Raw genomic sequence first — 22,122 nt, forward strand, 5'->3', positions numbered from 1 at the left:
CCGTGGCCCGCGGCGCCGACGCCGTCATGTACTTCCAGTGGCGGGCCTCGCTGGGCGGCGCCGCCGCGTCGGTCAGGTCGCCGTGTCCGGGCAGCGCGGGCACGACCGGTGTCCGCAGCGTCTCCACCACATCCTGTACGGCCCGCGCCACCTGCGGGTCCGGGGGCTTGGAGACGAGCACGATCAGCTCGGTGGCCGGGTCCTCGTCCAGCAGCCGCAGCGCCCGTACCGCCGACAGGCCGCCCACCTCGGCCGACAGGTCCCGGCCGCCGACGCCGAGCACGTGGCTGACACCGGTGCCGGCCAGGTCCAGCAGGGACGTCACCTGCTGCGCGCCCGTCCCGGACGCGGCGACCACGCCGACCGGGCCCGGCCGCAGGACGTTCGCGAATCCCAGGCCCACCCCGGCGATCACGGCGGTGCCGCAGTCCGGGCCCATGACGAGCACGCCGCGCTCGGCGGCCAGCCGCTTGAGCAGCACCTCCTGCCGGACGGGAACGCCGTCACTGAAGATCATCACGTCGAGGCCCGCCTCGACGGCGTCCAGGGCCTCCGGCAGCACGTGCTCACCCGGAACCGACACGAGCACCACCCCGGCGGACTCCCGCGCCCGCCCGGCGGCCGAGTGGGTGGTGCGCGGGGACGGCACCTCTCCGTCCCCGCCGTACGAGGAGGCGCCGTACGAGGAGGCGCCGTACGACGAGGCGCCGCGCGAGGAGGACAGGTCCGCCAGGAGGCGGTCGAGCTCCCGCTCCGCCTGCGCCACGTCCCGGCCGCGCAGCGCCACGAGCAGGTCGGACGGCCCGGCGGGGGGAGTGGTGAAGCCGAGGTCGCGGGCCATGGCGAGGTTCAGCTCGGTGGCCATGGCGACCAGGGCGACCTGCATGCCGGGCAGCTCGGCCAGGGCTTTGCTGACCCGCATGAGCGCCACCGAGTCGTGGTAGATCCCGGCGCGGACCACCGCCGCCTCACCGGTTCCCGCCATCACCCGGCACCGCCCGGACCGGCGGCGACGGGAGGGCGCGAGGCCAGGGCGAGGACGGCGTGGACGCCGATCGTGATCCCCTGGGCGAGGTCGGAGCCCGAGGTGTGGCCGAGGGCGTGCAGGCGGCGCACGGCCGGCTCCAGCGGGTGCCGTCCCACCAGCGCCCGCAGCACCGTCATCACCTCCGGGCACGCCTGTCCCCGCGCCGCGCAGTGCAGCAGCGTGGCCGACAGGGGCGTGGTGCGCGTCCGGGCGTCGTACGTGACCGTGGCCGCCAGCCGGTCCGCCAGCCACACCGCCCGGGCGGCGCCCGTGGCAGCGCCGAGGAGCCGCAGCGCCACCAGCAGCCCGGCGAGCACGTCGTCCCCGCTCGGAGTGAGCCCCGGGCCGAGTCCGACGAGCCGCTCGGCGGCCGTCAGCACGTCCGTCAGCCTCCCGCTCGCGCATCCGGACGCCAGCAGCTCCACGGCGTCCTGGCCCGCCGGCGCCGGTTCGCCCGGTGTCAGCCCGGCCGCCGTGTCGCGCAGCCGTGCCGGGTCCGCCTCGCCGAGCGGCGGGGCCGGGTCCCACCAGCGGGACGCGCGCAGGCTCAACCGTCCCAGCAGCACCGCCCCGTCGCCCACCGACGCGTCGTCACCCGCCGTGAGGCGCGGCGGCTCGCCCGCCAGCAGCACCGCGTTGGGCAGCCGGGTCGCGCCGATGCCGAGCACCGCGATGACCGACGGCTCCCGGTCCGTCCTGACCTGAAGGTAGGTCGCGGCCGGGAAGGCGGCGAGGACGCGCGCCGGGCGTCGCGGCGCGTCGAGCAGCGGCCGGACCGCCGAGCTCGCGGCCCCGGTCGCGTGGACGCGCGGTCGTCTCGCGCGGGTACCGATGGTCACCGGACCTCCTCCCCGACCTTGGGCCTTGACGGTAGAACGACCGTTCAATCACGCCGTACGGAGAAATTTGCCAACACTGCGCGGGAAGGTTGGCTCTTCCTGACAGACCGCTTCCGGGTGACAATCACCCCATGGAGCCCCCGGTTCGCCCGGCCAGCACGGGAACGATCACCCATGGCCTGTCCGTCGACGAGGTGCTCGGCGTCTCGACGCTCGCCCAGGCCCGGCTGATCGCGGGGGAGAGCGGCCTCGGACGCATCGTGCAGCGCCTGAACGTCATGGAGGTGCCCGACGTCCTCGCCTGGGTCAAGCCGCACGAGCTGCTGCTCACCACCGGCTACCCGCTGCGCAACACCCCCCAGTCGCTCGGCCGGCTGGTCGCCGACCTCGACGAGCGGGGGCTGTCGGCGCTGGCCATCAAGCTCGGCCGGTACGTGGACGAGCTGCCGGACGAGATGGTGGAGCAGGCGGACCGGCTCGCTTTCCCGCTGATCCTGCTGCCGGACGACGTCGGCTTCGACGACATCCTCAACCAGGTGCTGACCGACATCCTCAACCGGCAGGCGGCCGTGCTGGCGCGGGGCGAGGAGGCGCACCGGGCGCTGGTCCAGGTGGTGCTGGCCGGCGGCGGGCTGGAGGAGGTGACAGAGGGCGTGGCGGGGCTGCTGGACGTGGCCGTGGCCGCCGTGGACGGGACCGGGCGCGTGCTGGCGACGGCGGGGCCGCCGGGCGACGTGACAGTGCTGCGCGAGTCGATCGCCCGCGAGGGCCCCGCCGTCCCGGCCGCCGCTCCCCGGCCGGCCCCACCGCTGAGCAGCGGCGGGCGGGGACGGGACTTCGTGTCGGTGCCCGTCGTCGCCGGCGGCCACCACCACGGCCGGATCGTCGCCCACAGCCCGTCGAGCTCCATCCGCGACAGCGACGTCGGCATCCTGGAGCGCGCCGCCACCGTCGCCGCGCTCGTCGTCACCCGGCAGGAGGCCGTCACCGCCGTCGAGAGCAAGTACCGTGCCGACTTCCTGCGCGACGTCCTCACCGGCCGCGCCGGCTCCGCCGAGCGGGTGACCGCGCGGGCCCGGGCGTTCGGCTGGGAGCTCGAACGGCCGGTCACCGTGCTCGTCGCCGAGCTCGACCCCGACAGCGACGAGCGCACCGCCCAGGACCGCCTGGTCACGAGCTGGACCACGGCGACGCGCCGCCACGACCCGCGCGGCGCCGTCGCCGGCTTCTCGCACGAGGTGGTGGTCGTGCTCGACGCCGCGGTGGACGCCGCCAGGGTGGCCAAGGACGCGGCGTCCGCCTTTTCCGACACGCCTCCGGCCACGTTCTCCACCGGCACGTCGCGGCCGTCGCCGGGCGTCGCGGCGCTGCCCGAGGCGTACACGCAGGCGCTCAAGGCGGCCCGCGTCGGCCGCCAGCTGCACGGGCCGGGCGCGGTCGCCCACTTCGACCAGCTCGGCGTCTACCGGCTGCTGTCGCTGGTGAAGGACACGGCGGAGCTGCACGCGTTCGTCCGCGAGACCCTGGGAGCGCTCGCCACCGACGCCGACGCCGAGAACGCCGACCTGCGGCGCACGCTCCAGGTACTCCTGGAGACCAACCTCAACGTGGCCGAGACGGCCCGGCGGCTGCACTTCCACTACAACACGCTGCGCTACCGCATCGGAAAGCTGGAGCGCCTGCTCGGCAACTTCACCGACGACCCCCACCTGCGGCTCAACCTGACGCTCGCTCTGCACGTCCTGCGGATGCGCGGCATCTAGCCGCGTCTAGGCTTGGGTGCCGTGGAATTCGAACTGCGCTCCGACTACATCCCGCTGTGCGACCTGCTGAAGTACTGCGGCGTCACCGAGACGGGCGGCATGGCCAAGCACCTCGTCGCCGAGGGCATGGTGCTGGTGGACGGCGAGGTGGAGCTGCGCAAGACCTGCAAGATCCGCTCGGGCCAGGTGGTGAGCGGCGAGGGCTTCACCATCCAGGTCCGCTGACCCGAACACCGTTCACGAAAAGTCACCACATCATTACTGACTGTTGACTATCATCGTCCCCGCCGGTGAAAAATAAACGGCCTCCCGAAGGAGGCCGTAGAGCCCGGGAACGTACCCCCGGGCGAGGTGACTCCATGTTAGGGCGTGATGGCAGTGGGGGACAAGCCGATTCCCGAACTCGGCCGGGTCGGCGTGTACATCGACGGGTTCAACCTCTACTACGGGTTGCGCGCGCTCGGCCGCCGGAGTTTGCTGTGGCTGGACCTGTGGTCGCTGGCCGTCGGCTTCCTCAAGCCCCAGCAGCGTCTGGTGTCCGTGCGCTACTTCACCGCGGCGATCAGGGACGACCCGCCCGCCGGCGCCCGGCAGGAGGCATACCTCGCCACGCTGGAGAGCCGAGGGGTGGAGGTGGTCCTCGGGCGGTTCCAGGAGCAGGTGGTCCGCTGCCGTGCCTGCGGGGCACAGCGCCGTACCTACGCCGAGAAGCAGTCCGACGTCGCCCTGGCCGCCGCCATGGTGGGTGACGTGGCCACCGACAGCGTGGACGTCGTCATTCTGGTGTCCGCCGACTCCGACCTGTGCGCGGCCATCCACGCGATCAAGCAGCTCGACACACGGCGAGGCCGGAAGACGAGGGTTGTGTCGGTGTTCCCGCCCCAGAGGCGGTCCGACCATCTGCGGCAGGTCAGCGACGCCTGGTTTCCCCTGGGAGCGGCGGTCATCCGGCGGTCGCAGCTTCCCGACGTGGTGCGGACCGGGGACGGCGCCCTCTACCACCGTCCGCCGCACTGGAACTGACCTCACCGTTCAGGTGCGGCGGCGTGAGTGAGGGGAATGCTGGTGCTGTACGTGAATTTGGCAGATCATGCCCGTGTAGGAGTGCCACGACGGGCCTAATGTGCCCGCAACGGAAAGATCCGCACAGGGAAAGACCGCACAGGGGAGAGCCGCCGCGGAGGAGCCTGCGGGGCGGCCACTGCCCGACGGCCCGGCTGAAGAGAGGCTTTCATGGTTTTCGGCTGGACCAAGCACGGTGACGGCAAGCATCTGGCTCCCGGCGAGGTGGTCAGGCCGGACGAGCGGCTGACCTGGCCGCGCATGATCGGCTTCGGCGCGCAGCACGTCGTCGCGATGTTCGGCGCCACGTTCGTCTTCCCGCTCGTCATGGGCCTCGACCCGAACGTCGCGATCATGATGTCCGGCGTGGCCACGATCCTGTTCCTGCTGATCGTCAAGGGCAGGATCCCCAGCTATCTCGGCACCAGCGCCTCGTTCGTGGGCGGGGTGCTCGCGCTGAGGGCGATCTTCGGGGGCGACACCGCCGGGGCCGACGCGATCGTCACCGGCGCCATCCTCGTCGCCGGGCTCGTGCTCGCGCTCGCCGGGGTGGCGGTGCACTTCCTCGGCGTCGGCATCATCCACAAGATGTTCCCGCCCGTCGTGACCGGCGGGGTGGTCATGCTCATCGGGTTCGGGCTGGCGTACGTGGTGGCCGACGTGTACTGGCCGCAGGACCAGTGGATGGCGCTGGTCACGATGCTGGTGACGTTCGTGCTGGTGGTGGCGGTCAAGGGGTTCGTCGGCCGGATCGGCATCCTCATCGGGCTGGTGATCGGGTACGTGCTGTCGTGGGCGGCCGACCGGGTGTTCGGCAAGGTGCCCGCCTACAACGACGGGACGCTGACCCTCGCGCCGCACTTCCGGGTGGACCTGTCCAAGGTGGCGTCGGCCCCGTGGGTGGGGCTGCCGGACTTCCACCTGCCCGACATCCGCTTGTCCGCCGCGCTGCTCGTGCTGCCCGCGGTCATCGCGCTGATCGCCGAGAACATCGGCCACGTCAAGGCCGTCGGCGAGATGACCCGCACCGACGTCGACCCGTACGTGGGCCGGGCCATCGCCGCCGACGGCATCGCCACCGTGGTCACCAGCGCGGTCGGCGGCTCGCCCACCACCACCTACGCCGAGAACATCGGCGTCATGGCCGCCACCAAGGTCTACTCCACGGCCGCCTACTACATCGCCGGCGTCTTCGCGATCGCGTTCGGGCTGAGCCCGAAGTTCGGCGCGCTGGTGTCCGCCACGCCGTCCGGCGTGCTGGGCGGCGTCACGGTCATCCTGTACGGCATGATCGGACTCCTCGGCGCCAAGATCTGGGTCGAGAACCGGGTCGACTTCGCCGATCCGCTGAACATGGTGCCCATCGGCGCCGGCATCATCCTGGCGGTCGGGCCGGTGAAGTTCCTGATCAGCTCGGAGTTCCGGCTGGAGGGGATCGCGCTCGGCACCATCGTGCTGGTGGGCGGGTACCACCTGCTGCGGGTGATCGCCGGCCGGCCGCTGCCCGCGCCCGGCGGAGCCGCCGCCGCGGGGGCGCCGGGCGGGGGCGGGACCGGTGCGGGCGGGACCGGTGCGGGGGAGACGGCCGCGGGAGAGTCGGCCGCCGAGGACAGGAGGGACGCGGGGTGAAGCCGCCGCCGTTCGCCTACCACGCGCCGCGCGACCTGCGCGAGGCGCTGGACCTGCTGGCCGAGGTGGACGGCAAGGTGCTCGCCGGGGGGCAGAGCCTGATCCCGCTGCTCAACATGCGGCTGGCCGCGCCCGCCCACGTGGTGGACGTCAACCGCCTGCCGGGCCTGTCCACGATCGAGGCGGGCGCCGGGGGCGTGACCGTGGGGGCGCTGGCGCGGCAGGCCGAGGTGGCGCGCTCCGGCGTCCACCCGCTGCTGGGGCAGGCGCTGCGGCTGGTCGCCCACCCGGTCATCCGCAACCGCGGCACGGTCGTGGGCAGCCTCGTCCACGCCGACCCGGCCGCCGAACTGCCGGCCGTGCTGGCCGTCCTGGGCGGGTCCGTACGACTGGCCCGCCGCGCCCCGAACGGGCCGGGCGGATCCGGTGGACCCGGTGGACCCGGTGGACCCGGTGGACGCGGTGGGACCTACGGGATCGGTGGCGCGGGGGCGGCCGTGCGGGAGGTGGGGGCGGACGCGTTCTTCACCGGGCCGCTGGAGTCGGCGGTGGAGGCCGGGGAGCTGGCCGTGTCGGCGTTCTTCCCGGCGCTGCCCCCCAGGTCCGGGTCGGCGTTCGCGGAGGTGGCCCGGCGGCACGGCGACTACGCGCTGGCCGGCGTGTGCGCCGTGGTGACGCTGGACGAGGACCTGCACGTGGCCGCGGCCCGCGTGGCGTGCGTCGGCGTCGGCCCGGTCCCGGTCGTGGCGGACGTGACGGAGGAGTGCGGGCGGCGGCCCGCGGCCACGGTCCCGTGGGAGGCGGTCACGGCGGCCGTGCGGCGGGCCGTGGAGCCGGAGGACGACATCCACGCGAGCGCCGCGTACCGGCTGCACCTGGTGGGCGTCCTCGCCGAGCGGGTGCTGAGGGAGGCGGCGGCCCACGCCACCGCCCACCATGAGGACCCGTCGTGAACGAAGGGTGAGGAGAGCGGTGGAGCACGAGATCACGCTGGTCGTGAACGGCACCGCCCGCCGGGCGCGGGTGCCGGGGCGGCTGCTGCTGTCCGACTGCCTGCGCCACGACCTCGGCCTGACCGGCACCCACGTCGGCTGCGAGCACGGCGTCTGCGGATGCTGCACGGTCCTGCTCGACGGCGAGCCGGTGCGCTCCTGCCTGACGCTCGCGGTGACCGTGGACGGCAGGCAGATCACCACGGTCGAGGGGCTGGCCGGGCCGGACGGGCTGTCGCCGGTGCAGCGGGCGTTCGAGGAGTGCCACGCCCTCCAGTGCGGCTTCTGCACCCCGGGCTTCCTCTGCACGGTCACCGCGCTGCTGCGCGACAACCCGGCACCGGCCGACGACGAGGTGCTGGAGGGCATCTCCGGCAACCTGTGCCGCTGCACCGGCTACCAGAACATCGTCAAGGCCGTCCACCGCGCCGCCGAGCTGCTGGCGGAGGAGACGCCGTGAGCACGAGGCTGTTCGGCGAGCCGGTGCGCAGGCGCGAGGACCGGCGGCTGCTGACCGGCCGGGGCCGCTACGTCGACGACCTGGGCCAGGACGCGCTGGCCGCCGCGTTCGTCCGCTCCCCGCACGCCCGCGCCCGCATCCGCGACATCGACGTCTCCGCCGCCCTCGACGTCGAGGGCCTGGTCGCGATCTACACCTGGGAGGACCTGCCCGAGCGTGTGGGACGGCCGCTGCCGCTGCTCATCCCGCACCCCGCGCTCACCCACGGCCGCACCGCGTACCCGCTGGCCCGCGAGGTGGTCCGCCACGTGGGCGAGCCGGTCGTCATGGTGGTGGCCGCCGACCGCTACCTCGCCGAGGACGCCTGCGCGCTCATCAACGTCGACTACGAGCCCCTCAAGCCGGTCGTCGGCCTGGAGGAGGCGGCGCTCGGAGCGCGGCTCGTCCACGACGACGTGCCCGGCAACGTGGGCGCCCGCCTCGTCCAGGAGGTCCCGGCCCGCGACGGCAGGAGCGCCCGGGAGGCCGTCGAGGAGGCGCCGCACACGCTGGCGTTCCGGCTGGACGTCGAGCGCAGCGCCGGCATGCCGCTGGAGGGCCGCGGCGTGCACGCCCGCTGGGACGGCACCGACCTGCGCGTCCACTCCAGCACCCAGACCTCGACCAGCGTGCGGATGGCGGTGGCCGCCGCGCTCGGCCTGCCGCTGCCGCACGTCGAGGTGATCGCGCCGGACGTGGGCGGCGGGTTCGGCGTGAAGATCGTGCACCCGTGGCCGGAGGAGATCCTGGTGCCGTGGGCCGCGATGAGGCTCGGCCGCGAGGTCAAGTGGACCGAGGACCGGCGCGAGCACTTCGTCTCCTCGGCGCACGAGCGGGCGCAGGTGCAGTACGTGCGGGTCGGGTTCGACGACGACGGGCGCGTGCTGGGGCTGGACGTGACGATCCTGCACGACCACGGCGCCTACACGCCGTACGGGATCATCGTGCCGATCGTCACCTCCACCCAGCTCCTCGGGCCGTACAAGATCGGCGCCTACCGGGTGGAGTTCTCCGCGATCTACACCAACACCGTGCAGGTCACGCCGTACCGGGGGGCCGGCCGGCCGCAGGGCGTGTTCTGCATGGAGCGCACCATGGACCGGATCGCCCGCCACCTCGGCAAGGACCGCACCGAGGTGCGGCGGGCCAACTTCATCGAGCCGGACGAGTTCCCGTACGACCAGGGCATGATCTTCCAGGACGGCCGGCCGCTGATCTACGACAGCGGCGACTACCCGCGGATGCTCGCCATGCTCAAGGAGCTGATCGGCTGGGACGCCTTCGAGCGGCGGCCCGGCCGCGGCATCGGGATCGGCTGCTACGTCGAGGGGACCGGCGTCGGCCCGTACGAGGGCGGCCACGTGCAGGTCACCTCCGACGGCCGCGTCCACGTCTCCACGGGCCTCACCTCGCAGGGACAGGGCCACGAGACGGTGTTCGCGCAGATCGCCGCCACCGAGCTGGGCGTGCCCATCGAGCGGATCTCGGTGGTGACCGGCGACACGCGCAGGTTCGGGTACGCGGTGGGCACGTTCGCCTCCCGCGCGGCCGTCGTCAGCGGCAACGCCATCGCGCTGGCCTGCCGGAAGGTGCGGGCCAAGGCGCTGCGCATCGCGGCCGACGCGCTGGAGGCCGACCCGGCCGACCTGGAGATCACCGACGGCGTCGTCCACGTGGTGGGGACGCCGTCGGCGTCGGTCCCGCTGGCCACGGTCGCCGTGCTGGCCAACCCGCTGCGCTACGCCTTCGACGACGAGGCCGTGCGGGCCACCCAGTTCGCGGGCGCCTCCTCGCCCGACCGGCCGCCGGTCGCCGAGGGCGACGAGCCGGGGTTGGAGGGACGCGACTACTACTCGCCGATCAGGTCCACCTTCGCCGCCGGCATGCACGCCGCGATCGTGGAGACCGACCCGCTGACGGCCGAGATCCGGGTGGTCAGGTACGCGGTGGTGCACGACTGCGGGCGGCTGGTCAACCCGATGATCGTCGAGGGGCAGATCCACGGCGGCGTCGCGCAGGGGATCGGCGGCGCGCTGTACGAGCGGATGGTCTACGACGGGGACGGGCAGCTGCTCAACGCCTCGTTCATGGACTTCCTCATGCCGTACGCCACGGAGATCCCCCGGATCGAGACCGCCCACCTGGAGACGCCGTCACCGCTCAACCCGCTCGGCGTGAAGGGGGCGGGGGAGGCGGGCGTCATCCCGGTCTCGGCGGTCATCGCCTCGGCCATCGAGGACGCCGAGGGCATCACCATCGACCGGATGCCGATCTCGCCGTCGGAGCTGTTCGAGCTGCGTGCCCACCGCGTCACGCGCCCGGGTGACGCCGTGGGATGATCGGCGGCCATGACCACGCAAGACGACAACCGGGCCGTGACCGCGCTGCGCGCCCCCGGCGCGGGCCTGACCCACGTCCCCGGCGACGCGGCCGGCCTCGCCGCCGTCCGCCTCGTCGACCTGGCGTGGAACGAGCTGACCGAGCTGCCCGCGTGGATCGGCGCGCTCCCGTCGCTGGAGGAGCTCAGGCTCGACGGCAACCGCCTCACCGCCCTGCCCCGCCTCACCGGCCTGACCGCGCTGCGCGCGCTGCACCTCGACGGCAACCGCCTGAGCGCCGTCCCCGAGTGCCCGCCCGGCCTGGAGACGCTCTTCCTGTACGGCAACGCCGTCGAGGCCCTGCCCGGCCGGTTCGGCGGGCGCCTGCGGCACCTGTCGGCCGGCGGGAACCGGCTGACCGCCCTCCCGCCGGGCCTGTGGGACGAGACCGGGCTGGAGTCCCTCAACCTGGCCGAGAACCTGCTCACCGAGGTGCCGCCCGCGATCGGCCGGCTCACCCACCTGCGCATGCTCGACCTCGGCCACAACCGCCTCACCTCGCTCCCGGCCGAGCTGGGCGACCTCGGCCTGACCGGCTACCTGTACCTGAGCGACAACCTCCTCACCGAGGCCCCCGCGTGGCTCGGCAGGCTGGACCGGCTCGCGTACCTGGGGCTCACCGACAACAGGCTCACCCGCCTGCCCGAGGAGATCGGCGGGATGGCGTCGCTGGTGGAGCTGCGGCTGTACGGCAACCGGCTGGCGGAGCTGCCCCGGGCCATCGGACGGCTGGGCCGGCTGCGTGAGCTGCACCTGCGCGGCAACCACCTGACCGCGTTGCCCCCGTCGATCGGCGAGCTGGCCGGGCTGCGCCTCCTCGACCTGCGCGACAACCTCCTCACCGAGCTGCCGCCGGAGATCGGGCGGCTGAGCCGGCTCACCGCGCTCGACCTGCGCAACAACCGGCTGCGGCGCCTGCCCGGCACGCTCGCCGAGCTGCCCGCGCTGGAGAAGCTCGACCTGCGCTGGAACAAGCTCGACCCCGACGAGCTCCTGGATCCCTCCGGCGCCGAGCCCGAGCCGCTGCGCCGGCTGCGGGAGCGCGGCTGCGTCGTCCTCACCTGACGGCGGCCCATTCCCGGACATGCGTCGGCGAAATGAGGTGAACCGCCCACGCAAAGGGTGCGTATCTCGGCACATGACGACACTTCCACGTCTGGCCGCTTCTGCGCTGCTGGTCGGACTCGTCGCGGCCTGCTCGTCCGGCGGTGGCGGTACCGGTGGCGGCCGGCTCGCCGCCGGAGTCCAGCAGGGCGGTGCCAAGCCCGCCGCCCCCGAGAAGATCTACACGGTGGAGCAGCTCTCGGCCAAGGTCGGCTGCAAGCCGAAGATCCAGGTCGACGCGGTGGACATCCGCACCGGCTACTGCAAGACCAAGGTCGGCGAGTTCTTCGTCAACACCTTCAGCACCGAGCACGGCAAGGACGAGTGGATGGACCGGGCCCCCGAGTACAACCCGCACCTCGTCGGGCCCCGGTGGACGGTCCTGTCCAGCCTCAAGGTGCTGCGCGCGCTGCAGAAGCCCCTCAACGGCGACCTGCACCTGAAGGACCACCGCACCAAGTCGCCGACGCCGGCGCCCTCGGCGGAGGACGACGGGAACAGCGGCTACTGACGGCGGCACCGGACACCGGGCCGGCCCGCGCGAGCACCCTCAGGCGCCCGTCGCGGGCGGGCTGCGCTCAGCGGGGCAGGGCCACCCGCTTACGGAACACCCAGTACGTCCACGCCTGGTAGGCGAGCACGAACGGCAGCGTGATGAGCCCGATCCAGGTCAGCATGGTGAGGGTGTACGGGGCGGAGGCGGCCTCGGCCAGGGTGAGTCCGGGCAGCGGCGCCTGCTTGAGCCGGGCGAACACCGCCACCGACGTCAGCGCGATGGCCGCCGCCGTGGCCGTGAACGCCCAGCCCTCGCGCCGCCGCCAGATCAGCGCGACCGCCGCCGCCAGCACCGCCATGGCCGCCAGCGCCGCCGCCTGAGCCGGCACCGAGGTCGCGCCGGTCGCCGAGCCGTTCGCCGAGGCGATGCCGGACAGGGACACCACGCCCAGCGGCAGCGTCACCACGCCGGTGGCCAGCGCCGCCACCCGGGCCCGCCGCCGCACGTGGCCCTCGGTGCGCAGCGCGAGGAAGACCGCGCCGTGCAGCAGGCTCATCGCCAGCGTGAACGCCCCGCCCACCAGCGCCGCCACCGCACCGTCGAACAGCAGGCCGGCGAAGACGGCCCCCCACAGGAAGGCGGGCAGCGCGCTGCCGACCACGATGCCGAGGTCGCACCACGCCGGGCGGGTGACCTTGCCGCGCCACTCCAGCCCGACGCCGCGCACGATCAGCCCGGCCAGCACGAGCACCACGGGCAGGTAGAACGAGCTGAACATCCCGGAGTACCAGGCGGGGAAGGCGGCGAACATCGCCCCCACCGCCGTGATCAGCCACACCTCGTTGCCGTCCCACACCGGGCCGATGGTCTGCAGGCTCTGCCGCTGCTCGGCGTCGTCGCCGCCCACGAACGGCGCCAGCATCCCGACCCCGAAGTCGAACCCCTCCAGCACGAAGTAGCCGGTCCACAGGAAGGCGATGACCAGGAACCACAGGTCGATCACGGTCTTCTCCTCAGTACATCAGCACGATTCAGTACATCAGTGACGGTTCGAGCCGCTCGGCCGGCGCCTCGGCGGGCGCGGGCCGTTCCTCCTCCGGGCCCTTGCGGACGTGCCGCACGAGCAGGACGGCCTCGGCCACGGCGAGCCCGCCGTACAGGACGGTGAACAGGGCCAGCGAGAGGGCCACCTCGGTGAGGCTCACGCCGGGGGAGACGCTGGCGGCGGTCAGCAGCTCGCCCGCGACCGTCCACGGCTGGCGGCCGACCTCGCTCAGCAGCCAGCCCGCGGTGACCGCGAGCAGCGGCAGCGGCAGCGCCAGCACGAACAGGCGCGCCATGAGGCGGGGCATCGGCCGGCGGCGCCGGGTGAGCCAGAGCCCGAGCACCGACAGCCCCACGGTGGACAGGCCGAAGCCGAGCATCACCCGGTACGACCAGAACACCACGGTCTGGTCGGGGCGGTAGTCGCCGGGGCCGAACTGCTGCTCCAGTCGCCGCTGGATGTCCTCGGTGCCCTGGACGGTCGCGTCGGGGTCGTTGGTGGACAGGAAGCTGAGCAGCTTGGGGATCTCGATGCCGGGCACGACGGTGAAGCCCGCGCCGGCGGTGTCACGCTCCAGGCCCTCGGCGGAGGCCAGCTTCATCGGCTGCTGCTCGTAGGCCAGCTTGCCCGACATGTCGCCGCTGCCGGCCACGACGAGCCCGGCGAGCGCGGTCATGACGAGCGCCGCCCGGGCGGCGCCGCGCCACATGCCGTCGCGCGTGCGCAGCAGCCAGTAGCCGCTCACCGCGAGCACGAAGCCGCCCGCCACGATGAACGCCGCCCCGATCACGTGGGGCACCTGGGCGAGGGCGGTGGAGTTGGTGAGCACGGCCCACAGGTCGGTCATGCGGGCGCGGCCGCCGACGACCTCGTAGCCGACGGGGTGCTTCATCCAGGCGTTGGCCGCGAGGATGAAGTACGCGGACAGGTTGGAGCCGATGGCGGCGGCCCAGATGCACGCCAGGTGCACCCGCTTGGGCAGCCGCTCCCAGCCGAAGATCCACAGGCCCAGGAACGTGGACTCCATGAAGAACGCCAGCAGGGCCTCCATGGCCAGCGGCGCGCCGAACACGTCACCGACGAAGGTGGAGTACTCGCTCCAGTTCATCCCGAACTGGAACTCCTGCACGATGCCGGTCACCACGCCCATGGCGAAGTTGATCAGGAACAGCTTCCCGAAGAACTTGGTCAGCCGGAGGTAGTGCTCCTTGCCGGTCCGGTGCCACGCGGTCTGCATGCCCGCCACGAACACGCCCAGGCCGATCGTCAGCGGCACGAACAGAAAGTGGTAGACGGTGGTCACCCCGAACTGCCACCGCGCTAGGTCTAGTGCGTCCATATCCCCTCGCCCGTTCCGGCGCTCTACAGGCCGTAGTGCATCTACGTCCAGTAGTACTACAAGCTGTAGAGCAATGCATTGCGATCTTCGTCACAGCACGCTCCTTCGTCGGTGTCTCCGAGGATGTCGCACCTGGCAGGGCCGCCGCGTCAGCCCGTGGGCTGATCCCCGGCTACCCCGCGCGACGGACCCCGGCGGCGACGCGTACCGGCTTCTGGCAGGTGTTGCCCTTATCGCGGGGGAGGTCCGTGCTTAGGGTGGCGATGTGAAGGTCGCAGGTAGCGCCGTGATCGGCGTCGAGAGAGATCGCGTGTGGGCCGCGCTGCGGGACCCGGCGGTGCTGGTGCGCACCATCCCGGGCTGCGAGCGGCTGGAGGAGAGCGGGCCCGACACGTACCGGATGACGGTCAACGCGGGCGTGGCCTCGGTCAGGGGCGTCTACCAGGGCGAGGTGGCGCTCGCCGACCCGCTCGCGCCGGAGAGCTTCGTGCTGCGGGCGCGCGGCCAGGGCGCCCCGGGCACGGTCGACGCCACCGTGCAGGTACGGCTGAGCGAGGTGGACGGGGGGACCCGGGTCGACTACGACGCTGACGCGGTGGTGGGCGGCATGATCGGCGGGGTCGGGCAGCGCATGCTCGGCTCGGTGGCGCGGCGGACGGCCGGCGAGTTCTTCTCGGCCGTCGACCAGGTCCTGCGCGGCCCGGCCGAGCCGGCCCTCGCCGAGTCCGCCCCGCCGCGCGCCGGAACGGAGACGGCGGGTGCCGGCATGGGGCTCGCCGGAACGGGGACGGCGGGCGCGGTCTACGCCCGGCCGGCGCGCGAGCGGCCGGCCGGGGCCCGCACGGAGACGCGTCCGTGGGTGATGCTGGCCTCGTTCGGCATGGGAGCCGGGGTGGCGCTGGCGGGCGTGGCGGTGGGCCGGCTCCTGGCCCGCTCGGGCGGTCGGCACGGCTGACCCGGGCCTGACGGCGGCGCGGACCGCAGCGGCGGCCGGCGAGCCCGAAACCGGCGCCGAGCAGGGCCGGAAAGCGGGGCGCGCGGGCGGGGCCTGCGGGAATGCCGGACCGCCCCTCGCGGAAAAGGATCTCCCGGCGTAGCGTGGCGGTATGCGGCAGGCACATGCTGAAGACGCAAGGACCGAGGCCAGAAGAGTCGTGCGCGATCTCCTCGGCGAGGAGCGACCGACGGCCGAGACGCTGGTCGGCGACGCCCGCGCCGAGCTCGGCGACGAGCGGGTCGACCGCTGTCTCGATCTCGCGCTGGGCGCGGCCCTGACCCGGCGCTCGGCCGAGCTGGCCGCCGTCGCCGCGCTGGTGGTCGGCACGCGTGACCTGGGCACGGAGTGGTGGGGCCGGACGCGCGGCGGCAAGCTGCCCGCGCCGGACGAGGTGCTCGGCACGGCCCTGGCGATCGAGCCGTGGACCGATCTCACCGCGCTGGAGATGCTGGCCGCCTGGATCGCCGACGACACCGCCGACGCGCGCTGGGGACCCCCCGTCGCGGAGGTGGACCTGAACTCGTGGCAGGCGGAGGACCGGTTCGCCCTCCCGGAGGACGCGCGGCCCGGGGACCGGCTGGTCGTGCACTTCGACGCCGGCGGCCGGCTCGACGCGGTCGTCACCCGCCGCCCCGACGAGGAGCTCGGCTCGAACCTCGACTTCCACTCGCTGCGCTACTCCCGGCCCGCCGAGGCGCAGTGGAGCTGGGGCGTGGCCGCCGGCCTGGGGCCGCACCGGCTGCCGGGCGAGGACCCCGACCCGTACGCCCGCGAGGTGGAGGAGGACGCGGCCGGGATCCTGCGCGACTGGGCCGTACGGCACGGCGCCACGCTGGAGCAGGTGGGCGAGCCGTGGCGGACGGTCGGCGACGTGGTGGCGGCCATCGAGCGGGCCGACTGGATGTGGCGCAGCGGCGAGTGGTTCGGCTGGTGGCGCGGCGCGTCGGCGCTGGTGGACGACTCGGCCTACCTGCCGTACCGGCTGGAGGAGCTCACCGCCGGCTGAGCCCGCCGTCCCCGGGCGGAACGGGAGAGCGGCGCGGGCGGAATGTCCGGCATCGCGGCGCGGTTGCCGACGTACATGAAGGTGGAGATTTTTTCGGACGTCGCCTGCCCGTGGTGCTACATCGGGCACACTCGGTTCGCCCGCGCGGCCGAGCGGTTCCGTGCCCGCGGCGGCACCCTGGAGGTCACGATGCGGCCGTTCCAGCTCAGCCCCGAGGCCCCCGCCGAGGGCGAGCCGCTGCTCGACGCGCTGGCGCGGAAGTTCGGCCCCGACGTGGCGCGGACGACCGGCCGGGTCGTGGAGGCGGCGGCCGGTGACGGCCTGGAGTTGCGCTTCGACCGGGCGGTCAGCGCCAACACCTTCGAGGCGCACCGGCTGGTCGAGCTGGCCTCCCGCCAGGGGCGCGGCGAGGAGATGGCCGAGCGGCTGTTCCGCGCCCACTTCACCGACGGCCTGAACGTCGCCGACCCGGACGTGCTCGCCGAGCTGGCCGCCGAGACCGGGGTGCGGGACACAGGCGAGGGCGCCGCCGAGGTGAGGGAGCATCTCGACCGCGCCGCGGGGCTCGGGATCAGCGGGGTGCCGCTCTTCCTGTTCGAGGAGAAGTTCGCCGTGTCGGGCGCGCAGCCGGAGGAGACGTTCGCGGCCGCCATCGACGAGGTCGCCGAGCGCACCGGGCAGACCCCCGTCACGCTGCTCGCCGCCCCCGGTGAGGCGTGCGACGACGGCTCCTGCGCCGTCTGACACCGCGGAGAAGTCAGAGCGTGCCCTCGCCCAGCAGGCCCGAGCGGTGGTGACGGCGGCACAGGACCTGGTAGCGGACCGGCGACCGGTCGGCGGCCAGGTCCGTGTCGCCGATCACCACCTGCTCGCCCGTCCGCACCAGCTCCCCGCCCACGATCCGCCCGTTGAGCAGGCCAGGGCGCCCGCACCAGCACAGCACCTCGACCTGGAGCCGGCACACCTCGTCGGCCAGCTCGAACAGCCGCTGCGCCGCCGGGAACATCACCGAGCGGAAGTCCGAGGCCAGCCCGAACGCGTACACGTCCACCCCGTGGTCGTCCACGACGTCGGCGAGCTGCTCGATCTGCTCGACCGTGTAGAAGCACGCCTCGTCGCAGATGAGGTAGTCGACGCGGTCGTGCGCGCGGACCAGCTCGACCAGGTCCAGGGAGTCCTCGACCTCGATCGCCTCCAGGCCGAGCCCGATCCTGCTGGTGACCTGGGGGCCGCCCGACCGGTCGTGCTTGGTGAGCACCAGACCGCGCCTGCCCTGGCGGCCGTGGTTGTAGTTCATCTGCAGGGCCAGCGTGGACTTGCCGCAGTCCATGGGGCCGAAGAAGAACTTGAGCACCGCGTCGCGGGTACCAGGTGGAGCGGGGGACAAGGCAGACAGGTCGGTCACGGGGTGCCACCTTATCGGGCTTGGCGTGTTCCCTGACCTCGTGGGACATTTCTCCCCTGAAACCTCAGGAGGAAGCGTGGTCACAGACAGCGCCCGGTCGCCGTGGAGGCGGGATGCGTAACGTGCGCATCGGCGTCGACACCGGTGGCACCTTCACCGACGTCGTGGCGGTGGACGAGGACACCGGTGAGATCGTCACCACGAAGACCCCCTCCACGCCGGCCAACCCGGCAGACGGCTTCGTCACGGGCGTGCGCAAGCTGGGCGAGCTGGACGTGGCCTCGGTGGTCCACGGCACCACGGTCGCCACCAACCAGCTCCTGGAGGACCGGATCGAGGGGCTCGGGTTCGTGACGACCGAGGGCTTCGAGTTCGTCCTGGAGATCGGCCGGCAGAGCGTCCCCGACGGCTACGGCAACTCGTACTTCTGGGTCAAGCCGCCGCGGATCGTCCCCGTGCACCTCGTCAGGACCGTCGGCGGCCGGCTCGACCACACGGGTGCCGAGGTGCGCCCGTTCGCCGAGGACCAGGCCGTCGAGGTGGCCCGCTGGTTCCGGGCGCGCGGCATCACCGCGATCGGCGTGTGCTTCCTGCACTCCTACGCCAACCCGGAGCACGAGCGGCGCATGCGCGACGTGCTGGCCCGCGAGCACCCCGGCGCGGTCGTCTCCGTCTCCAGCGACGTGCTGCGGGAGTACCGCGAGTACGAGCGCTCGGTCACCACCCTGGTCGACGCCGCGGTCAAGCCCGTCATGCGCCGCTACATCGCCGACCTGTCCGCCCGGCTCGGCATGCCGTTCTCCGTCATGAAGTCGAACGGCGGCGTGCTGTCGGCCCGCGAGGTCGTCAACCAGCCCATCACCACCGTGCTGTCGGGGCCGGCCGCGGGCGCGCTCGGCGCGGCGATGCTGGCCGCCAACGCCGGCCATCCGTCGGTGATCACCCTGGACGGCGGCGGCACCTCCACGGACGTCGCCGTGGTGATCGACGGCGAGCCGTCCGTCACCACCGAGGGCTCCGTCGGCCGCTTCCCGGTCAAGGTCCCCATGATCGACATCGTGACCGTGGGCGCGGGCGGCGGCTCGATCGCGTGGATCTCGCCCGAGGGCACGCTGAAGGTCGGCCCCAGGTCGGCCGGCGCCGACCCCGGGCCGCTCTGCTACGGCCGGGGCGGCACCGAGGTGACGGTCACCGACGCGCACGTCTTCCTCGGCCGCGTCCCGCCGCACCTGCTCGGCGGCGAGATCCCGCTGGACGTGGACGCGGCCCGCGCCGGGATCGAGGCGCTGGCGGGCAAGCTCGGCCTCGGCCCCGAGCGCACCGCCACGGGCATCCTGGAGATCAGCGCCTTCAACCAGAGCAACGCGATCCGGCAGATCACCGTCAAGCGCGGGCTGGACGTGCGGGACTTCCCGCTCGTGACGTTCGGCGGGTCGGGGCCGCTGCTGGCGTGCCGGCTCATCGACGTCCTGGGCCTGCCCGCCGTGATCGTGCCGCCCGAGCCGGGCAACGTCTCCGCGTTCGGGCTGCTCACGGTGGACGTCCGCAACGACTACGTGCGTACGTACGTCACCCGGGACCTCTCGCTCCAGGCCGCGGCGCGGATCTTCGGCGAGCTGGAGGGTGAGGCGGCGGACGCCCTCGAACGCGAGGGCTTCGACGAGCCCGTCCATGCCCGCAGCGCCGACCTGCGCTACTACGGCCAGGCGTACGAGGTGCGCGTCGCGGCCCCGCCGGGGCCGATCGACGAGGCGTGGCGCGCCCAGGTCGTCGAGCGTTTTCACGACGCCCACGAGCGCCTGTACGGCTACGCCTACCGGGACGACCCCCGCCAGGGCGTCGAATGGGTCAACCTGCGCGTGTCCGGCATCGGGCCGATCAACCGGCCGCCGATCCGGCGCCGGCCGTACCCGAAGGTGGAGGCGGAGCCGGCGACGCGGCGGGTGCGTTTCGAGGAGGAGCACGACACGCCGATCCTGCAGCGCGCCGCGCTGGACGCCGGGGCCGTGGTCGAGGGCCCCGCGGTGATCGAGGAGTACGGCTCGACCATCCCCGTCCATCCCGGGTTCACCGCGACGGTGGACGAGTACGGCAATGTGGAGGTGCGGCGTGGAGCGCCCGAAGAGCGCGGTTGAGCAGGAGCGTCCGAAGAGCGCGGTTGAGCCCGAGCGCCCGAAGAGCGCGGCTGACCCGATTCTTGTCGAGATCGTGGAGGGCACGCTGGCGTCGGTGGAGAAGGAGGTCGAGACCGCGATCGCGCGCACCGCCCGCTCGCCGATGATCCGCGACGCCCACGACTTCCGCGCCGGCATCCATGACGTGCGGCTGCGCAAGCTGACCGGCCGCTCGTACAGCGCGCTGGTCCAGCCGGTCGTGCGTGACTTCCCGGTCGAGACGATGCGGCCCGGCGACGTGTACTTCCACAACGACGTCTACCTGTCCGAGGGCGGCATCGGCCATCTGCCGGACCTGTGCGTGACCGTCCCGGTCTTCCACGAGGACGAGGTCGTGGCGTTCGTGCAGGCGTTCGGTCACCACGACGACATCGGCGGCTCCGTGCCCGGCTCGATGCCCTCGCACGCGCGCAGCGTGTACGAGGAGGGCCTGATGGTCCCGCCGATCAAGCTGCGCGACCAGGGCGTGCCGAACGAGGCCGCGCTGCGCATCATGACCCGCAACTCCCGCATGCCCGACTCGCTGGCCGGTGACCTCGACGCCGAGTGCTCGGCCTGCCTCATGGGCGCGCGCCGCCTCGGCGAGCTGTTCGACAGGTACGGCCGGGCCGCCGTCGAGGAGTGCTTCGACGCGATCATCGGCAAGACCACGGAGACGTTCCGCCGGGAGCTGCTGTCCAAGATTCCCGAGGGTGTGTACGTGTGGGAGGACTACGCCGAGCACGACGGCGTGGACGAGCCCCGCCTGCACGCCCAGCGGATCACGCTGACCGTGGACCACGAGGCCGCCACCCCGCTGACGATCGACTTCACCGGTACGTCGCCGCAGGCGAAGGGGCCGATCAACCACGCGGGCGACTACGCCGACGGCGTCTTCCTCAAGAAGTGGCTCGCCCCGATCCTGCGCAACCTCGCCGACTCGCCGGAGCGGATGGCCGAGCTCGACGTCAACGAGGGCGTCGTCCCGCTGATCGACATGGTCTTCCCCGAGAAGGGCACGCTGCTCACGCCGGTCTTCCCGGCCCCGACCAACGCCCGCACGTTCGTCATCCTGCGCCTGCTGGGCGTCCTGGCCGGCGTGCTGGCCAAGGCCACGGGCGGGCGCATGCCGGCCGACCAGGAGACGATCCGCTACACCGGCGTCCACGGCGTCGGCGCGGACGGCGTGCCGTACCTCATGCGGGAGGTCCTGGGCGGGGGCTCCGGCGGCCGGTGGTACGCCGACGGCGAGGACACCATCCATGTGGTGCCCGACTCGCGTAACATCCCGGTGGAGTTCGCCGAGGCGCGCTGGCCGTTCCGGGTGGAGCGGCTGGCGCTGGCGTGCGATTCGGGCGGGCCGGGCCTGTTCCGGGGCGGGCTCGGCTACGACAAGCACATCCGGATGCTGCGCGACGCCTCGTACATGTCGATCGCCGACCGGTCCATCCTGTCGTGCTGGGGCGTCAACGGCGGCCTGGCCGGCCGGCCGTTCCGGGTGGAGATCGCCGGCAAGGAGATGGACGGTCTGGTGGACGACTACCCGGTGCAGGCGGGCGAGGTGATCCGCATCCGGACGACGGGCGGCGGCGGGTGGGGCTCGCCGTACGATCGCGACCCGAGGGCGGTGGCGGCGGACGTGCGCGACGGCAGGGTGTCGATCGCGGGCGCGCTCGGCGACTACGGCGTGGTGCTGGACGGCGACCGCATCGACGAGGAGGGCACGGCGGAGCTGCGGGCGCGGCTGCGGCCGAGCACCGGCCGCTTCTTCGACCGGGGGCCGGGGTACGCGCGACTGTCGGGCGGCCGTACCCACGCGGAGGTGGACGACCTGTGACGGACGGTCACACGATCCGGCAGATCTCCTCGAAGGTCGTCTACTCCAACCCGTGGATGGTCGTCCGCGAGGACGAGATCGAGCGGCCCGACGGCTCGCGCGGCCTGTACGCCTACATGGACAAGCCGGACTTCGTGCTGGTCATCCCGATGGAGCGCGGCGGCTTCCACCTGGTCGAGGAGTACCGCTACCCGGTGCGCCGCCGGACGTGGAGCTTCCCGCAGGGCTCGGCGGAGGCGAGCAGCCGCGAGGAGGAGGCGAGGAAGGAGCTGGCGGAGGAGACGGGGCTGCGCGCGGCGCACTGGCGGTGGCTGGGCGCGCTGGACAACGCCCACGGGGTGGCCACCCAGCAGATGCACGTCTACCTGGCGACGCGGCTCGAACCGGGGCCTGCGCGCAGGGAGCACACCGAGCAGGACATGCGGCAGCGGTGGGTGAGCCGGGCGGAGTTCGAGGCCATGGTCGGCGCGGGGGAGGTCACCGACTCGGGTTCGGTGGCGGCCTACACGCTCCTGCGGATGAGCGGCGCCCTCGACTCGTAATCTACTTTG

General features: G+C 73.1%; 19 protein-coding genes and 1 pseudogene. 15 read left to right on the forward strand and 5 right to left on the reverse strand.

Going from position 1 to position 22,122, the window contains the following annotated elements; all coding sequences use genetic code 11:
• Positions 1–985 (reverse strand): annotated as a pseudogene (locus ABZS51_RS30710) (hypothetical protein); the annotation flags it as partial.
• The gene (locus ABZS51_RS30715) at positions 985–1,866 is read right to left on the reverse strand and encodes a DUF2877 domain-containing protein (RefSeq protein ID WP_355448191.1); all 882 of its coding nucleotides are present in this window, start codon (positions 1,864–1,866) and stop codon (positions 985–987) included. The pseudogene ABZS51_RS30710 and the gene ABZS51_RS30715, both read right to left, overlap by 1 nt.
• Before the next feature lie 131 nt (positions 1,867–1,997).
• Between ABZS51_RS30715 and ABZS51_RS30720 the strand changes: the two genes are divergently transcribed.
• The 9 genes from ABZS51_RS30720 to ABZS51_RS30760 all read left to right on the forward strand — a co-directional run bounded on the left by ABZS51_RS30720 (position 1,998) and on the right by ABZS51_RS30760 (position 11,804).
• The gene (locus ABZS51_RS30720) at positions 1,998–3,629 is read left to right on the forward strand and encodes a PucR family transcriptional regulator ligand-binding domain-containing protein (protein ID WP_355448194.1); all 1,632 of its coding nucleotides are present in this window, start codon (positions 1,998–2,000) and stop codon (positions 3,627–3,629) included.
• 21 nt (positions 3,630–3,650) lie between these two features.
• Positions 3,651–3,854, forward strand: coding sequence for an RNA-binding S4 domain-containing protein (locus tag ABZS51_RS30725; RefSeq protein WP_310716916.1), 204 nt, complete (start codon positions 3,651–3,653; stop codon positions 3,852–3,854).
• A gap of 147 nt (positions 3,855–4,001) precedes the next feature.
• On the forward strand, positions 4,002–4,652 hold the full coding sequence (locus ABZS51_RS30730; RefSeq protein WP_355448197.1) for an NYN domain-containing protein: 651 nt from the start codon (positions 4,002–4,004) through the stop codon (positions 4,650–4,652).
• 210 nt (positions 4,653–4,862) lie between these two features.
• Positions 4,863–6,320 (forward strand): solute carrier family 23 protein, encoded by a 1,458-nt coding sequence (locus ABZS51_RS30735; protein WP_355448200.1) that lies wholly within the window; start codon positions 4,863–4,865, stop codon positions 6,318–6,320.
• Positions 6,317–7,273 carry an FAD binding domain-containing protein gene (locus ABZS51_RS30740; RefSeq protein WP_355448202.1) on the forward strand — a complete coding sequence of 319 codons (957 nt, stop codon included), beginning with the start codon at positions 6,317–6,319 and terminating at the stop codon, positions 7,271–7,273. Before ABZS51_RS30735 ends, ABZS51_RS30740 begins: the two co-directional genes overlap by 4 nt.
• A 19-nt stretch (positions 7,274–7,292) precedes the next feature.
• Positions 7,293–7,772 carry a (2Fe-2S)-binding protein gene (locus tag ABZS51_RS30745; protein ID WP_355448205.1) on the forward strand — a complete coding sequence of 160 codons (480 nt, stop codon included), beginning with the start codon at positions 7,293–7,295 and terminating at the stop codon, positions 7,770–7,772.
• Positions 7,769–10,150: an aerobic carbon-monoxide dehydrogenase large subunit gene (gene cutA, locus ABZS51_RS30750; RefSeq protein ID WP_355448208.1), complete on the forward strand. Its 2,382-nt coding sequence runs from the start codon at positions 7,769–7,771 to the stop codon at positions 10,148–10,150. The genes ABZS51_RS30745 and cutA overlap by 4 nt, the downstream gene beginning before the upstream one ends.
• 9 nt (positions 10,151–10,159) lie before the next feature.
• A complete protein-coding gene (locus ABZS51_RS30755) occupies positions 10,160–11,254 on the forward strand; it encodes a leucine-rich repeat domain-containing protein (RefSeq protein ID WP_355448211.1) in 1,095 nt (364 codons plus the stop codon).
• A 73-nt stretch (positions 11,255–11,327) separates the two neighbouring features.
• A complete protein-coding gene (locus ABZS51_RS30760; RefSeq protein WP_310716931.1) occupies positions 11,328–11,804 on the forward strand; it encodes a hypothetical protein in 477 nt (158 codons plus the stop codon).
• Positions 11,805–11,871: 67 nt separating this feature from the next.
• Here the strand turns inward: ABZS51_RS30760 and cydB are convergent, their stop codons facing one another.
• Positions 11,872–12,792: a cytochrome d ubiquinol oxidase subunit II gene (cydB, locus tag ABZS51_RS30765; RefSeq protein ID WP_355448214.1), complete on the reverse strand. Its 921-nt coding sequence runs from the start codon at positions 12,790–12,792 to the stop codon at positions 11,872–11,874.
• Between the two features lie 28 nt (positions 12,793–12,820).
• Complete coding sequence (locus ABZS51_RS30770) at positions 12,821–14,173, reverse strand: cytochrome ubiquinol oxidase subunit I (RefSeq protein ID WP_355448217.1); 1,353 nt, start codon at positions 14,171–14,173, stop codon at positions 12,821–12,823.
• Between the two features lie 265 nt (positions 14,174–14,438).
• Here ABZS51_RS30770 and ABZS51_RS30775 point away from each other — a divergent pair, with 265 nt between their 5' ends.
• The 3 genes from ABZS51_RS30775 (at position 14,439) to ABZS51_RS30785 (ending at position 16,920) form a co-directional block, all read left to right on the forward strand.
• A complete protein-coding gene (locus ABZS51_RS30775) occupies positions 14,439–15,128 on the forward strand; it encodes a carbon monoxide dehydrogenase subunit G (RefSeq protein WP_355448220.1) in 690 nt (229 codons plus the stop codon).
• A 199-nt stretch (positions 15,129–15,327) separates the two neighbouring features.
• Complete coding sequence (locus ABZS51_RS30780) at positions 15,328–16,176, forward strand: hypothetical protein (RefSeq protein ID WP_355448223.1); 849 nt, start codon at positions 15,328–15,330, stop codon at positions 16,174–16,176.
• 42 nt (positions 16,177–16,218) lie between these two features.
• Positions 16,219–16,920, forward strand: coding sequence for a DsbA family oxidoreductase (locus ABZS51_RS30785; protein WP_355448226.1), 702 nt, complete (start codon positions 16,219–16,221; stop codon positions 16,918–16,920).
• A gap of 13 nt (positions 16,921–16,933) precedes the next feature.
• On the opposite strand, the gene ABZS51_RS30790 is transcribed toward ABZS51_RS30785, so the two are convergent.
• Positions 16,934–17,581, reverse strand: coding sequence for a thymidine kinase (locus ABZS51_RS30790; protein WP_310712615.1), 648 nt, complete (start codon positions 17,579–17,581; stop codon positions 16,934–16,936).
• A gap of 113 nt (positions 17,582–17,694) precedes the next feature.
• On the opposite strand from ABZS51_RS30790, the gene ABZS51_RS30795 reads away from it, so the two are divergent.
• Genes ABZS51_RS30795 through ABZS51_RS30805 form a run of 3 tightly spaced genes read left to right on the forward strand, consistent with a single transcriptional unit; the run spans position 17,695 to position 22,113 of the window.
• Positions 17,695–19,716, forward strand: a complete 2,022-nt coding sequence (locus tag ABZS51_RS30795) for a hydantoinase/oxoprolinase family protein (protein WP_355448229.1) — start codon at positions 17,695–17,697, stop codon at positions 19,714–19,716.
• Positions 19,691–21,571, forward strand: a complete 1,881-nt coding sequence (locus ABZS51_RS30800; RefSeq protein WP_355448232.1) for a hydantoinase B/oxoprolinase family protein — start codon at positions 19,691–19,693, stop codon at positions 21,569–21,571. Before ABZS51_RS30795 ends, ABZS51_RS30800 begins: the two co-directional genes overlap by 26 nt.
• Positions 21,568–22,113: an NUDIX hydrolase gene (locus ABZS51_RS30805; protein ID WP_310712618.1), complete on the forward strand. Its 546-nt coding sequence runs from the start codon at positions 21,568–21,570 to the stop codon at positions 22,111–22,113. The genes ABZS51_RS30800 and ABZS51_RS30805 overlap by 4 nt, the downstream gene beginning before the upstream one ends.
• Positions 22,114–22,122 lie beyond the last annotated feature (9 nt).

The organism is Nonomuraea sp. NPDC005501 (assembly GCF_040605905.1).
In the GTDB taxonomy this organism is placed as follows: domain Bacteria; phylum Actinomycetota; class Actinomycetes; order Streptosporangiales; family Streptosporangiaceae; genus Nonomuraea.

Excerpts from the sequence above, each read along its gene's own strand:
- ABZS51_RS30720 (WP_355448194.1), top strand. The coding sequence starts at position 1,998 with ATGGAGCCCCCGGTTCGCCCGGCCAGCACGGGAACGATCACCCATGGC.
- ABZS51_RS30730 (WP_355448197.1), top strand. The coding sequence starts at position 4,002 with ATGGCAGTGGGGGACAAGCCGATTCCCGAACTCGGCCGGGTCGGCGTG.
- ABZS51_RS30735 (WP_355448200.1), top strand. The coding sequence starts at position 4,863 with ATGGTTTTCGGCTGGACCAAGCACGGTGACGGCAAGCATCTGGCTCCC.
- ABZS51_RS30755 (WP_355448211.1), top strand. The coding sequence starts at position 10,160 with ATGACCACGCAAGACGACAACCGGGCCGTGACCGCGCTGCGCGCCCCC.
- ABZS51_RS30760 (WP_310716931.1), top strand. The coding sequence starts at position 11,328 with ATGACGACACTTCCACGTCTGGCCGCTTCTGCGCTGCTGGTCGGACTC.
- ABZS51_RS30770 (WP_355448217.1), bottom strand. The coding sequence starts at position 14,173 with ATGGACGCACTAGACCTAGCGCGGTGGCAGTTCGGGGTGACCACCGTC.
- ABZS51_RS30785 (WP_355448226.1), top strand. The coding sequence starts at position 16,219 with ATGTCCGGCATCGCGGCGCGGTTGCCGACGTACATGAAGGTGGAGATT.
- ABZS51_RS30795 (WP_355448229.1), top strand. The coding sequence starts at position 17,695 with ATGCGTAACGTGCGCATCGGCGTCGACACCGGTGGCACCTTCACCGAC.